Source organism: Streptomyces sp. CA-288835 (assembly GCF_050936385.1).
Taxonomy (GTDB): Bacteria; Actinomycetota; Actinomycetes; order Streptomycetales; family Streptomycetaceae; genus Streptomyces.
The window spans coordinates 7445949-7459650 of sequence record NZ_JBNJMW010000001.1 but is presented as its reverse complement, the minus strand read 5'-3'; the positions used below and the strand labels follow the sequence as shown (position 1 = coordinate 7459650).

The following is a 13702-nucleotide window of genomic DNA, read 5'->3' as shown; positions in this document are numbered from 1 at the left end:
CCTTCCGGGGCGCCCATGCCGAGGTCACTTCGATCGGTCCCCCACCGATACGGGGAGGTCGGGACCCTGGAGCATGAAGATGTGACACTTCGGGGGGCACCTGTCACATTCTCAAAACTGCCTACCCCTCCCCCCACCCCTGCACCAGCGAGCCACCGCCCTCACCCCACCCAGCCACCCACCCACCCACTTACCGTTAGCCGCTAAACCGACCCGGCGTGCTGGCGAGACGCGTTCGCGCCCGCGAGCCGGAGGCCCACGGCCCAACCCACCTCAGCGCAGCTGCACCCGGTGGACCCCCACCCTTCCGGGCCGCCCGCTCGCTTCTCACCCGTGGTTCCGTGGCCCGTGTCAAGGGTCGGCCGAAGGCCGATCGGCGGCAGCCGACGCGTAGCGCAGCGGAGCGCCCTTTACTCGGGCCGCGGAACCACGACACTGGCAAAGAAGCGGGCGGTCCCCACGGCACCCAAGCAGCCAGGGCCCACCGAAAGCCACGTACAACCAGGAGGACCCCCATGCCCGCCGCGGCCGCCCCCAAGCCCGAAACCCTCGCCGCCTTCGAGCAGGCCAAGGGCTTCATGCCCACCCACGAGGGCCTCGCGCTCTACGCCGCCGCAACCGAAGCGGCAGCACTAGGCCTCCCCCTCCTCGAAGTGGGAACGTACTGCGGCCGCTCCACCATCCTCCTCGCCGCCGCCGCCCGCGAGACCGGCGTCACCGCGATCACCGTCGACCACCACCGCGGCAGCGAGGAACAACAGCCCGGCTGGGACTACCACGACCCAGAGACGATCGACCCCGAACTCGGCCGAATGGACACGCTCCCCACCTTCCGCCGCACCCTCCACAAGGCCGGCCTGGAGGACCACGTGGTCGCGATGGTCGGCCGCTCCCCCCAGATCGCGACGTTCTGGCGAACCCCCCTCGGCCTCGTCTTCATAGACGGCGGCCACACCGACGAACACGCCACCGCCGACTACGAAGGCTGGGCCCCCCACATCGCGGAAGGCGGCCTCCTACTGATCCACGACGTCTTCCCCGACCCGGAGGACGAGTTCACCGGCCAGGCCCCATACCGCATATACCTCCGCGCCCTGAACTCCGGCGCATTCACCGAGATCTCGGCCACGGACTCCCTGCGCGTCCTCCGACGGACGAGCACGGGGAACTGACGGCGCCCGGCGGCAGCCCCGTAAGGTGGCTGCCGTGTCGTACGTAGGCCCGGACTTCGATCCCCCCCGCCCGCCCCGCCGCTTCCGGCGAGGCCCCCTGACCGTCGCCGTCGCCGCGCTCGTGCCAGGCGCACTGGTGGGCTGGCTGGTGTGGCAGACCGTGGGCGATCCAGGCGGAGGCGGCGGCTCGAACGGATCGGTGGCGCAGTCACCGAACACGCCCGTACCGGACAAAGCCTCCTCCCGCACCACCCCCGGAACGGAAGACGCCGAGAAGCCGGCCAAGCCCGCCAAGCCGTCGCCCTCCCCCTCCGGCTCCTCGACCTCCCGCCCCGCCGCTTCCGGCCCCCTCAAGGGCAAGGTCGTCGTCATCGACCCAGGCCACAACCCCGGCAACTTCCGCCACACCACCGAGATCAACCGCCAGGTCGACATCGGTACGAACTCCAAGGAATGCGACACCACGGGCACGTCCACCAACGACGGCTACACAGAAGCCCGTTTCACCCTCGACGTCTCCCACCGCCTCCGCACGCTGCTCGAAAAGCAGGGCGCCACGGTCAAGTTCACGCAGGACGGCGACCGCCCCTGGGGGCCGTGCGTCGACGAACGCGCCCGCATCGGCAACAAGGCGAAGGCCGACGCCGTGGTCTCCGTCCACGCGGACGGCTCGGGCGCCGGAAACCGCGGCTTCCACGTGATCCTGCCGGGCGCCGTGAACGAGGGCGAAGCCGACACCCGCCCGATCGTCGCCCCGTCCCGCGAACTCGGCGAACGCATCGCGGGCAACCTCGTCAGCACCACCGGCAGCGCACCCTCCAACTACATCGGCGACGGCACCGGCCTCGACGTCCGCACAGACCTCGGCGGTCTCAATCTGTCAACGGTTCCCAAGGTGTTCGTCGAGTGCGGCAACATGCGCGACAGCAAGGACGCGGCCCTGCTGACCAGCGGCGCGTGGAGGCAGAAGGCAGCGCGTGGGATCTCGGCGGGAATCGTGAGTTTCCTGCGCGGGTAATGATCTGCGCACGGATCCGGCCACACACCCTTCACGGGCGGACGATAGTGTCGCCCCTACGATGAGGGGCCACCCCCGCGCTTCACACCGCGGCCATACGGCGACATGGTGACAGCGACGCCTCCACCGAAGACGAGACGACGACTGATGAAGGACTTGAAGTGAATATCCGCTCCCTCACTCGAGGCGACGGCGTGGTGATCGGAGCAGCGGTATTGCTGTTGATCGCGTCGTTCCTTGACATCTATTCGCTCGACGGGGCCCCTGACGACTTCGCCATCCCGAATGCCTGGGGAAGCGCGCCTGTGCTGATGGGCGTCGTACTTGCCGGCATCATCGGCGCCGCGCTCATCGTCGTCGCCCACGGGCTGCCGCAGGCCCCCAAGGTCGCGGGTCTCGACCTCGCTCCGTTCGGCATCGCGTTCACGGTCTTCGCCGCCTGGAGCGCGCTCGCGAACCTCTTCGACCCGCTCAGCGGCACGGACAATGTCGGAGACGGCTCGGACAACGGCGTCAGTGCGGGCATCGGCCTGATCCTGGCACTCATCGCCACCCTCCTCCTCGCCGCCGCCGCGATCGCCGCCCCCCTCGTCCCGGCCCTGAAGGGCCCCCTCCTCCCCGCCCCCAAGCCCGCCGCCCCCCAGCCCTACGGCGCCCAGCCACAGGGTGGTTACGGCTACCCGGGCGCCCCCGGCGCCCAGGGCCAGCCGGGCCAGGGTCAGCCCTTCGGCGGTCAGCCGGGACAGCCGCAGCCGGGCCAGCCGTTCGGCGCGCAGGGTGGCCCGCAGCCCGGTCAGCAGCAGCCCCAGCCGCAGCAGGCTCAGGCCCCGCAGGCGCAACAGCAGCCGCCCGCCTCGGACTTCTCGCCGTTCTGGTTCGCCGTGCCCGTGCCGCGTCCGCTGTACGGCGAGGACGGCTCCCCGACGCCGATCGCCGAACTGGCCCCCGGCACCTGGTACTTGGCCGTCGAGCAGCGCGGCCCCGGCCTGGTGGCCCAGACGCAGGACGGCCGCCGAGGCGTACTGCAGGACACCAGCGGAATCCAGCGCGGCTGACCCGCCCGCGCACGACTGACGGCCCACGGCCCTTCGCTCTTCCGAGCGGGGGGCCGTTGTCGTACAGTCACCGTCTCGGCTGACGGACCGTCAAAAAGGGGCAAGCATGCGACTCGGTCTCGCACTCGGCTACTGGGGACGCGGCCCCAACCCGGACCACATCCCGCTGGCCCAGGAAGCGGAACGCCTCGGCTACGACTCCGTATGGACCGCCGAGTCCTGGGGCTCCGACGTCTTCACCCCCCTGACATGGATCGCCGCGCATACGTCCCGTATCAAACTCGGCACAGCAGTCGCCCAGATGGCCGCCCGCTCCCCCACCACGACCGCCATGCACGCCCTCACCCTCGACCACCTCTCCGGCGGCCGCATGATGCTCGGCCTCGGCCTTTCGGGCCCGCAGGTCGTGGAGGGCTGGTACGGCCGCCCGTTCCCGAAGTCCCCGCTCACGGCGACGAGGGAGTACGTCGATGTCGTACGCCAAGTCCTCCGCCGCGAGGCCCCCGTTGAGCTGAACGGCCGCTTCCACACCCACCCGTACCAGGGCCCGGATGCCACAGGCCTGGGCAAACCGCTCAAGCCCATCACGCACCCCCTGCGCCCCGAACTCCCCATCCTCCTGGGCGCGGAGGGCCCGAAGAACATCGCGCAGACGACCCGTATCGCGGACGGCTGGCTCCCGCTGTACTGGTCTCCCCTGCGCCCCGACGTGTACGAGGCGTCCCTGACGGACGTCCGCGGCGACTTCCTGATCGCCCCCATGGCCCAGGCCAGAGTCTGCGACGACGTGTCAGAAGGCCTGCTCCCCGTAAAGACGATGCTCGGCTTCTACATCGGCGGTATGGGCCACGCAAAGCGCAACTTCCACGCCGACCTGATGGCGCGTATGGGATACGAGGAGGAGGCGCGGCGGATCCAGCGCCTGTTCCTGGAGGGCCGCCGCGAGGAGGCCGTCCTCGCCGTACCGGACGCCTTCGCCGACGAGATCTCCCTCGTCGGCCCTCGCGAACGCATCGCCGAACGCCTGGAGTTGTGGCGGAAAGGCCCGGTGACAGACCTGCTGGTCCTGTCCCCCGACCGCCACACCCTCCAAGTCCTGGCGGAGCTCAACTAGACCTGGACATAAGGTAAATCGAACCCCCGGGCGGTTTCATTCAGGATTCAAGGGGCACTCGATGAGCATGCCCTCTCGATCTCGCAGCAACCAGGCAGGCAGAGCCATCGCGATCGTCGCCGACATCATGGCGTCGATCCTCGGCCTGTGGATCCTGATGTATCTACTGGACGCGAACCGGGCGAACGACTTCGTACAGTTCATCCAGGACGCCGCCCGCTGGCTCGCCGGCTGGTCCCACGACCTGTTCACCTTCGACGCGGACTGGGCCCGAGTCGTCGCCGGGTACGGCCTGGCCGCCATCGTGTACCTCTTCGTGGGCCACGTGATCGCCAACCGCATGTACCGCCACCACTGAGCGCTCCGCGGGTAACGCAGTACGAAAGCTGCAGGCCGTCTGTGGCTGGTCGCGCAGTTCCCCGCGCCCCTGACGGGGCGCTAGAACAGCGCTAGCAGCACTCCGTTTCCAGCCCCCAAGGCAGCCGCTCCCCGCTGAACACCGCACACGTCGCCTCGTCCCCGCCCAGCGCCGCAACGGCGAGCAGCAGCGAGCCCGCCGTCCACGCGGTCAACTCCTCGGGCCAGATGGCCTCGTCCTCGAAGACGTAGCCCGTCCAGTACAGGCCGGTCTTCGGGTCGCGCAGGTGCTGGATGGACTGGAGGATCTCCAGAGCCCGGTCGGACTCGCCCACGGCCCAGAGCGCCAGGGCGAGTTCGGCGGACTCGCCGCCCGTCACCCACGGGTTCGGGACGACGCACCGTACGCCGACTCCCGGGACCACGAAGCGGTCCCAGTCCCGTTCGATACGTTCCTTCGCCTCGGCCCCGGTGAGCGCGCCGCCCAGCACGGGGTAGTACCAGTCCATGGAGTAACGGCTCTTGTCGAGGAACCGCTCCGGATGCCGCCGTATCGCATGCCGCAGCGTCCCCACCGCCAACTCCCAGTCGGGCTGCGCCTCTTCCCGTTCCTCGGCGATCGCGAGCGCGCAGCGCAGGGCGTGGTGCACGGACGAACTCCCGGTCAGCAGCGCCTCATCGGCCCCGGTCCCGTCGTCCTCAGACCGCCAGCCGATCTGCCCGCCCGGTAGTTGGAGCCGCAGCACGAACTCGACCGCCGAGTAGACGGTGGGCCACATCCGGTCCAGGAAGGTGTCGTCGCCGGTCGCCAGATAGTGGTGCCAGACGCCGACGGCGACGTATGCGCAGAAGTTGGTCTCCCGGCCGCGGTCGGTGACGTCGGCGGCGTCCCCGTCGGCGTACGCCGCGTACCAGGAGCCGTCCTCGTTCTGATGCCGGGCCAGCCAGTCGTACGCCCGCTCGGCGGCCTCGTGCTCGCCCGCCGCGTCCAGCGCCATCGCGGCCTCGGTGTGGTCCCACGGGTCGAGGTGGTGTCCGCGGAACCACGGTATGGCGCCGTCAGGGCGCTGCACGGCGAGCATGCCCCGCACTGTCTGGGCGGCCTGCTCCGCGGTGAGCACCCCGGACAGGACGAGGTGTTCTGTACGGGGCGTCGTCACGAAGCGTCCACCGAGGCGTCGGTCGAAGCTGCCTCAACTGGAAGATGCGGCTTGGTCGCGTACGCCACGAAGCTCTTCCCGATCAACGGGTTCAGGGCCTGCTCGGCGACCCGCGTGGCCAGCGGCTTCTTCATGATGTCCCAGACCAGAAGCTTGTGGTACGCCCGCACCGGCAACACCTTGTCGTTGTCGACGCCGAACGCGCACTTCAGCCACCAGTACGGGCTGTGCAGCGCGTGCGCGTGATGCGTGCCGTACGGCTTCAGCCCCGCCTCGCGCATTCTGCCCAGCAGTTCATCGGCCTTGTAGATGCGGATGTGTCCGCCCTCGACCTCGTGATACGCGTCGGACAGCGCCCAGCACACCTTCTCGGGCCCGTAACGCGGGACGGTGACGGCGATCCGCCCGCCCGGCTTCAGCACGCGCACCATCTCCGCGAGTACGCCCTTGTCGTCGGGTATGTGCTCCATGACCTCGGAGATGATCACGACGTCGAACGACTCGTCGGGGAACGGGAGTTGAAGCGCGTCGCCCTCCATGGCGACGGCACTCGACCCCTCCGGCGCCTCCCCCGCCTCCTTCATCGCGGCGAACCAGGTGGCGACCTCGCGGATCTCCTCGGCGTTCTGGTCCAGGGCCACCACGTGCGCTCCGCGCCGGTAGCACTCGAAAGCGTGCCGACCGGCTCCGCACCCGAGGTCCAGTACGCGGTCGCCCGGGGCGAGCGGGAACCGGGAGAAGTCGACGGTCAGCACGTGGCCCTGCTTTCACGATCGGTTACGACTACTTCTGCGGCTGCTTCGGCTTCAACAGCCCGTGCTACGGCGGGCCGGCGCACTCCCCCAGCGTCGGCGATCGCCTCGCGATACCGCGCCACCGTCCCCTCGGCCGCCCGCGCCCAGGTGAACCGCTCAAGGACCCGCGCACGCCCGGCAGTTCCGAGCCGCGCACGCAACGAGGAGTCGCCGAGAAGCCTGCTCAGGGCGGCGGCCAGCGCCCCGGAGTCACCCGGCGGGACGGCCAGGCAGGTCTCACCGTCCCGTCCCGCCACCTCGGGGATCGCCCCGCCGGTGGTGGCGACGAGCGGCGTGCCCGTCGCCATCGCCTCCGCGGCGGGCAGCGAGAAGCCCTCGTACAGGGAGGGCACGCAGGCGACCTCGGCGGACCGTACGAGGTCGACCAGTTCCTCGTCCGAGATTCCCTTCACGAACTCGACGGCGCCTTCGAGCCCGTACCGCTCGATGGCCTGCGCGACCGGCCCGTCCTCGCCGCGCTTGCCGACGACGACGAGGTGCGCGGCGGGGTGCTCGGTGCGCACCTTGGCGAGCGCCTCGAGGAGGAAGACGAGCCCCTTGAGCGGGACGTCCGCGCTGGATGTCGTGACGATCCGCCCCGGCACCTGCGGCACGGACGGATCCGGCGAGAAGAGATCGGTGTCGGCGCCGATGTGCACGACGTGGATACGTTCGTCGCGTACGCCGAGCTGGTCGACGATCTCCTGGCGTGACGTACCGGAGACGGTGAGGACGGACGGGAGACGGCGCGCGACACGCTTCTGCATGCGGGTGAAGGCGTACCAGCGGCGTTTGGAGGCGCGCTCGCGCCAGCCGTTCGCCGCGTCCAGTTCCAACTGGCGGTCCACGGTGATGGGGTGATGGATCGTCGTGACGAGGGGGGCGCCGATGTCACCCAACAGTCCGTAGCCGAGCGTCTGGTTGTCGTGCACGACGTCGAACTCGCCGCGGCGGGCGCGGAGATGGCGCCGGGCGCGCAGCGAGAAGGTCAGCGGCTCGGGGAAGCCGCCGGTCCACATCGTGCCGACCTCGAGGGCGTCGATCCAGTCGCGGAACTCGCCGGGGCTCGGGGTGCGAAAGGGGTCCTCGGGGCGGTACAGGTCGAGGCTGGGCAGCTCGGTGAGGGAGAGCGGTCCGAGCCCGCTCCGGCCCCCGAGCCCGCCGCGGCCCTCACTCACGCCGCATACGTCCTCGTCGAGTACATCTACATCGAGTACGGGATACGGCTGGGCTCCGATGACCTCGATCCGGTGACCGAGGCGGGCGAGTTCGCGCGAGAGGTGCCGTACGTAGACGCCCTGGCCGCCGCAGAACGGGTTCCCTTTGTAGGTGAGGAGCGCGATGCGCAACGGTCGGTCGCCGTCGGCGGCCGAGCCCTCCTCGGGACCCGCCTCCATGGCCTCAGCGGTCACTCCGGGCCCCCTTCTTCCAGCAGTTTCCCGCGAGATTACTTCGGGACGGTAATCTAGAACAAGTTTCAGAGTTGATCGTTCAGGGAGCACTGAATCTACCGGCAGGTAGTCCTTCTGTGAGCGGTGGATCGGGTGATTCACGCCACGACGAGGCTCTACTCTGCTGTCGCTCACCCCGCCCCCACCCGACCCTTTTGCACGAACGTCATGGAACGGGACACATGCCAGCGGAAGCCACCCCACCGGCGAAGACCGCGCAGCCGACGACCGCACAGCCGGCGATCGCTCAGCCGGCGACGAAGGCCAGTCGCTCGGCCACGGACGCCGAGAAGCCCGCCGCCAAGTCCGCCGTCGCCAAGCCATCCGCCGCGAAGAGCGCGCAAGCGGTGGTACGAACGCTCCAGTCGGACTCGCCGCCGCTCACCGAGCGTCAGGAGGCCCGGCGGCGGCGCATCCTGCACGCGAGCGCGCAACTGGCCAGCCGGGGCGGTTTCGACGCGGTGCAGATGCGCGAGGTCGCGGAGTCCTCGCAGGTCGCCTTGGGCACCCTCTACCGCTACTTCCCGTCGAAGATCCACCTGCTCGTCGCCACGATGCAGGACCAGCTGGCCCACATGCACGGCACGCTCCGCAAGAAGCCCCCGGCCGGTGACACGGCGGCGGAACGCGTCGCCGAAACCCTGATGCGGGCCTTCCGCGCCCTGCAGCGCGAGCCGCATCTCGCCGACGCCATGGTCCGTGCCCTGACGTTCGCGGATCGCAGCGTCAGCCCGGAGGTGGACCAGGTCTCCCGCCAGACCACCCTGATCATCCTGGACGCGATGGGCCTGGACGACCCCACCCCCGACCAGCTCTCCGCGGTCCGCGTGATCGGCCACACCTGGCACTCGGCCCTCATCACCTGGCTCTCGGGCCGCGCCTCCATCGCCCAGGTCAAGATCGACATCGAGATGGTCTGCCGCTTGATCGACCTGACGGAGCCGCGCGAAGAGGGCTGACTCCCGCATGACAGCCATGCGGGAGTCAGCCCGAGCGATGGTCACTCCTCAGGCGGGAAAACCGGCTCCCCCGACCCCACCAGGCTGATCATGATCGCCTCCACCGGGCAGCCCTCCGCCGCCTCCAGGACCTTCTCGTTGGCGTCCGTGTCCGGGTCCAGGGGGTGGGACTGGCGGGCGGAATCGAGGTGGAAGGCGTGGGGAGCCTGGTTGACGCACTGGGACGAGCCGATGCAGACCGAGCGGTCGACCTCGATGTGCCAGCGGTCACCCATCTTCTAGGCCTCGCCTTCGTAGCCGTTGGGCAGGTGGATCATCTTGTGCTCGAAGTACTCGCCGTACCCCTCGGGCCCGAACTCCCGCCCCAGACCGGAGTTCTTGTAGCCGCCGAACGGGCCGAGCATGTCGAGGCTGAAGGTGTTGACGGAGTACGTTCCCGTACGGACCTGCCGCGCGACCTCGATACCGCGCTCGACGTCCGCGGTCCACACGCTGCCGCTCAGCCCGTACTCCGAGTCGTTCGCGATCTTCACGGCCTCGCTCTCGTCGCCGTACGGGATGAGGCAGATGACCGGCCCGAAGATCTCCTCGCGGGCGATCCGCATGGAGTTGTCGACGTCTCCGAAGAGCGTCGGCTCGACGTACCAGCCCTTGTCGAAGCCGGCCGGACGCCCGCCGCCGGTGAGGATCTTGGCGCCTTCCTCCTGGCCGATGCGGATGTAGTCGAGGGAGCGCTGCTGCTGGCGCCGGGCGACGAGCGGGCCCACCTCGGTGGCCGGGTCGAGCGGGTCGCCGACCTTCAACGCGCCCGCAGTGGCGGCGAATGCCTCGGCGAACTCGTCGTAGCGGGTTTGCGGTACGAGGATGCGGGTCTGGGCGACGCAGGCCTGACCGTTGATCATCCAGGCGAAGGGCGCGATGCCGCCCACCGCCGTCGCCGCGTCGGCGTCCGGAAGGATCACCGCCGCCGACTTGCCGCCCAGTTCGAGGGTGACGCGGGTGAGGTTGCGCGAGCAGACCTCCATGACGCGCTTTCCGGCGCCGACGGACCCCGTGAATGACACCTTGTCGACGCGCTCGTGCCCCACCAGGTACTCACTGACCTCCCGGTCGGCGGGCAGGATCGACAGCACGCCCTCGGGCAGCCCGGCCTCGGCGGCGATCTCCGCCAACAGGTAGGCGTCGAGCGGGGTTTCGGGCGACACCTTCAGGATCGCGGTGCAGCCCGCGAGCAGCGCGGGCGCGAGTTTGGCGGCGGCGGTGAACTGCGGCACGTTCCACGGCACTACGGCCGCGACGACGCCGACGGGTTCGCGCCGCACGAGGATCTTCCCGAGGACACCGTCACGCTGCTCCTCGTATGTGAAGCCGCGCGCGGTGGTGATCGCCGAGTCCCACACCATCATCGAGGACAGCGCCTGCACCATCACGGAGGAGGTGTACGGGGTGCCGTTCTCGGAGGAGATGACACGGGCGAACTCCTCGTGCCGTACGGCGAACGCGTCCTTGATGCGGCTGACGACCTCGATCCGCTCGTCGAGCGTCATCTGAGGCCAGGGCCCCTCGTCGAAGGCCCTGCGCGCCGCCGCGACCGCCCGGTCCACATCGGCCGGCGAGGCGTGCGGCACCCTCCCGATGACCTCTTCCGTGTGCGGCGAGACCACCTCGATGACGTCCTGGCCCAGGGGGTCCGTCAACTCCCCGCCGATGAACAGCTGTCCGTGTTCCACGAGCTCGGTCATGAGCGACTGCCTCCTGCGGAGCCGGGCGATCCCAGTTACTGATCCAGTTACTGATCTCAGTTGCTGATCTCTGTTACGTCGGATACTTCCTGACGCTGTTTCAGATACGCACGAGGAACTGATACCAGTTCTAGTTATCATGGGCAATGGCCATGCCGAAGAGGAGCCCGGATGCGGATCAGGACGGGGAACCCATGACGCAAGTGACCGACCACGGCGGCGGCGTACGGTCCATCAGGGTCCCCATCCCTGACAACCCGCTCGGCTACACACTGGTGTACGTCCTCGACACCGACCGCGGCCCGGTCCTGGTCGACACGGGCTGGGACGACCCGGCGTCCTGGGAGACGCTGGCCAACGGCCTTACCGCGTGCGGCACTTCGCCATCCGAGATCCACGGGGTGGTGATCACCCACCACCACCCCGACCACCACGGGCTGTCCGGCAAGGTACGGGAGGCCTCCGGCGCCTGGGTCGCGATGCACGAGGCGGACGCGTCGATCGTCCGGCGCACGCGCGGGACGCGGCCGGAGCGCTGGTTCACGTACATGACGGACAAGCTCACGGCCGCCGGCGCCCCCGAGGAGCACGTGGCGCCCCTGCGCACGGCCCACCCCCGCACCCTCCCAGGCCTGTCCCCCGCGCTCCCCGACCGCGAGATAGTCCCCGGCGAACTCCTCGACCTGGCGGGCCGCCGCCTCCGCGCGATCTGGACGCCCGGCCACACTCCGGGCCACGTCTGCCTCCACCTGGAGGAGGACCACCCGGCCCAACTCCCCGGCAAGGGCCGCCTGTTCTCGGGCGACCACCTGCTCCCGGAGATCACCCCGCACATCGGCCTGTACGAGGACCCGGACGACGCCACGGTCATGGACCCCCTCGGCGACTACCTCGACTCCCTCGAACGCGTCGGCCGCCTGGCCCCCGCCGAGGTCCTCCCCGCCCACCAGCACGCCTTCACCGACGCCCCCTCCCGCGTACGGGAGCTGCTGACCCACCACGAGTCCCGCCTGACCGGCCTCCTCTCCCTCCTCGCCACTCCCCTCACCCCCTGGCAACTCGCCGTACGCATGGAGTGGAACCGCCCCTGGTCCGAAATCCCGTACGCCTCCCGCAACATCGCGGTCTCGGAGGCCGAGGCCCATCTGCGTCGACTGGTGAAGCTGGGGCGCGCGGAGGCGGTCACGGGGAGCGATCCGGTGACGTATGTAGCGGTGTAGCGATCCGGTGACCCATGTGGCGGGGTGAGGGCGGGGGCTCGCCGAGGTAGCTGGAGGATTGCGGATTTCCGCAACGCTGTTCGGCCTGCGCGTCACGATGCGAGGATGTCGCCCGTGACCGGAACGTCTTCCTCGCCCGTCGCCGAGGGCACGCCTCGCAGCCAGGGCCTGGGTGCCCGGGCCGCCGCCGTCCTTGTCTTCGGGTCCTCGGCCGCGGTCCTGGTGGTCGAGATCGTCGCGCTGCGGCTGCTGGCCCCCTACCTCGGCCTCACCCTCGAGACCAGCACGATGGTGATCGGCATCGCGCTCTCCGCGATCGCCGTCGGCTCGTGGCTGGGTGGGCGCGTCGCCGACCAGGTCGATCCGCGTCGGCTCATCGGCCCTTCGCTCGGGGTGTCGGGAGCGGTCGTGGCGCTCACCCCCGCGGTGCTGCGCAGCACCGCGGAGTGGGCGGCACCGCTGCTCTTGTTGATCGCGGCGCTGACCATCCTCGTGCCGGGCGCGCTGCTCTCCGCAGTGACGCCGATCGTGACCAAGTTGCGCCTGACCAGCCTCGCCGAGACGGGGACGGTGGTCGGCCGGCTGTCCGGCGTCGGTACCGTCGGGGCCATCGTCGGCACCGTCCTCACCGGCTTCGTGCTCGTGTCGCGGCTGCCGGTGAGCGGCATCCTGATCGGCCTCGGAACGCTGTTGGTTGTGGGTGGCGGGCTGGCTGAGTGGCGTACGCGCGGGTGGACCGGCACCCCCGCCCTCACCCTCGTGGTCGTGGCCGGCGGCCTCGCCACCACGGTCGCGCCCGGTGCCTGCGACACGGAGACCAAATACCACTGCGCACGAGTCGTCGCCGACCCCGACCGGGACGGCGGCCGCACCCTCATCCTGGACGGCCTGCGCCACTCCTACGTCGACACCGACGACCCGACCTTCCTAGAGTTCGAGTACGTACGCGCCATCGCGTCGGCGGTCGATTCCGCCTTCCCCGAACGCGAGCCACTCACCGCCCACCACCTGGGCGGCGGCGGGCTCACCTTCCCCCGCTATCTCGCCGCCACCCGGCCCGGGACGCACAGCCTCGTCTCCGAGATCGACAACGGCGTCGTACGCATCAACCGCGAGCAACTCGGTCTGCGACCGGGAACCGGTATCGACGTACGCGTCGAGGACGGCAGGCTCGGCCTGCGGCGCGTGGACGACGGCAGTCGTGACCTCGTCGTCGGCGACGCCTTCGGGGGTGTCAGCGTGCCGTGGCACCTCACCACGGTGGAGGCGATGAGGGACGTACGGCGGGTGCTCAACGAGGACGGCGTGTACGTCGCCAACCTCATCGACCATGGCTCCATGGCCTTCGCACGGGCCGAAGTAGCCACCCTCAGCGACACCTTCGAGCACGTCGCCGTCCTCGGCGAAGCCGCCGACATCGGCCTCGACCCGACCGCCACCCGCCTGGGCGGCAACCTGGTGGTGCTCGCCTCCGACCGGCCGATCGACGTACGGGCGACCCAGGACGCGCTGGACGACCGGCAAACCGGCTGGAAAATCGCCACCGGCGAGACCCTCACGTCCTGGATCGGCGACGCCCAACTCCTCACCGACGACTACGCACCGGTCGACCAGCTCCTTGAGCCGTACAGCCCGCAGAGCATCCAGTGACGGGTGGTTG

General features: G+C 69.8%; 13 protein-coding genes. 8 read left to right on the top strand and 5 right to left on the bottom strand.

From position 1 onward, the window contains the following. Positions 1 to 515: 515 nt before the first annotated feature. From ACQEVY_RS33750 to ACQEVY_RS33730, 5 genes are all read left to right on the top strand, one after another. Positions 516 to 1172: a class I SAM-dependent methyltransferase gene (locus tag ACQEVY_RS33750; protein ID WP_432953160.1), complete on the top strand. Its 657-nt coding sequence runs from the start codon at positions 516 to 518 to the stop codon at positions 1170 to 1172. 34 nt (positions 1173 to 1206) lie between these two features. Further along, complete coding sequence (locus tag ACQEVY_RS33745) at positions 1207 to 2190, top strand: N-acetylmuramoyl-L-alanine amidase (protein ID WP_432953159.1); 984 nt, start codon at positions 1207 to 1209, stop codon at positions 2188 to 2190. A gap of 161 nt (positions 2191 to 2351) precedes the next feature. Then, positions 2352 to 3245, top strand: coding sequence for a hypothetical protein (locus ACQEVY_RS33740; protein WP_432953158.1), 894 nt, complete (start codon positions 2352 to 2354; stop codon positions 3243 to 3245). 106 nt (positions 3246 to 3351) lie between these two features. Then, a complete protein-coding gene (locus ACQEVY_RS33735; RefSeq protein ID WP_432953157.1) occupies positions 3352 to 4359 on the top strand; it encodes an LLM class F420-dependent oxidoreductase in 1008 nt (335 codons plus the stop codon). Between the two features lie 61 nt (positions 4360 to 4420). Further along, complete coding sequence (locus ACQEVY_RS33730; protein ID WP_432953156.1) at positions 4421 to 4717, top strand: hypothetical protein; 297 nt, start codon at positions 4421 to 4423, stop codon at positions 4715 to 4717. A 91-nt stretch (positions 4718 to 4808) separates the two neighbouring features. Here the strand turns inward: ACQEVY_RS33730 and ACQEVY_RS33725 are convergent, their stop codons facing one another. Genes ACQEVY_RS33725 through ACQEVY_RS33715 form a run of 3 tightly spaced genes read right to left on the bottom strand, consistent with a single transcriptional unit; the run spans position 4809 to position 8082 of the window. After that, entirely contained in the window at positions 4809 to 5876 is a 1068-nt protein-coding gene (locus tag ACQEVY_RS33725; protein ID WP_432953155.1) for a prenyltransferase, read from the bottom strand. Then, positions 5873 to 6631 (bottom strand): methyltransferase domain-containing protein, encoded by a 759-nt coding sequence (locus tag ACQEVY_RS33720; RefSeq protein ID WP_432953154.1) that lies wholly within the window; start codon positions 6629 to 6631, stop codon positions 5873 to 5875. The genes ACQEVY_RS33725 and ACQEVY_RS33720 overlap by 4 nt, the downstream gene beginning before the upstream one ends. Next, complete coding sequence (locus ACQEVY_RS33715) at positions 6625 to 8082, bottom strand: glycosyltransferase family 4 protein (RefSeq protein WP_432953153.1); 1458 nt, start codon at positions 8080 to 8082, stop codon at positions 6625 to 6627. Before ACQEVY_RS33715 ends, ACQEVY_RS33720 begins: the two co-directional genes overlap by 7 nt. Before the next feature lie 221 nt (positions 8083 to 8303). On the opposite strand from ACQEVY_RS33715, the gene ACQEVY_RS33710 reads away from it, so the two are divergent. Continuing rightward, the gene (locus tag ACQEVY_RS33710; RefSeq protein WP_432953152.1) at positions 8304 to 9080 is read left to right on the top strand and encodes a TetR family transcriptional regulator; all 777 of its coding nucleotides are present in this window, start codon (positions 8304 to 8306) and stop codon (positions 9078 to 9080) included. Positions 9081 to 9121: 41 nt separating this feature from the next. On the opposite strand, the gene ACQEVY_RS33705 is transcribed toward ACQEVY_RS33710, so the two are convergent. Together ACQEVY_RS33705 and ACQEVY_RS33700 are read right to left on the bottom strand one after the other, a co-directional pair. Next, positions 9122 to 9355, bottom strand: a complete 234-nt coding sequence (locus ACQEVY_RS33705) for a ferredoxin (RefSeq protein ID WP_033324547.1) — start codon at positions 9353 to 9355, stop codon at positions 9122 to 9124. Positions 9356 to 9358: 3 nt separating this feature from the next. After that, complete coding sequence (locus ACQEVY_RS33700; RefSeq protein ID WP_432953151.1) at positions 9359 to 10822, bottom strand: aldehyde dehydrogenase; 1464 nt, start codon at positions 10820 to 10822, stop codon at positions 9359 to 9361. Positions 10823 to 11016: 194 nt separating this feature from the next. Here ACQEVY_RS33700 and ACQEVY_RS33695 point away from each other — a divergent pair, with 194 nt between their 5' ends. Both ACQEVY_RS33695 and ACQEVY_RS33690 read left to right on the top strand, forming a co-directional pair. Next, complete coding sequence (locus tag ACQEVY_RS33695; protein WP_432953150.1) at positions 11017 to 12042, top strand: MBL fold metallo-hydrolase; 1026 nt, start codon at positions 11017 to 11019, stop codon at positions 12040 to 12042. Positions 12043 to 12147: 105 nt separating this feature from the next. Further along, positions 12148 to 13692 carry a fused MFS/spermidine synthase gene (locus ACQEVY_RS33690; RefSeq protein ID WP_432953149.1) on the top strand — a complete coding sequence of 515 codons (1545 nt, stop codon included), beginning with the start codon at positions 12148 to 12150 and terminating at the stop codon, positions 13690 to 13692. Positions 13693 to 13702: the final 10 nt, after the last annotated feature.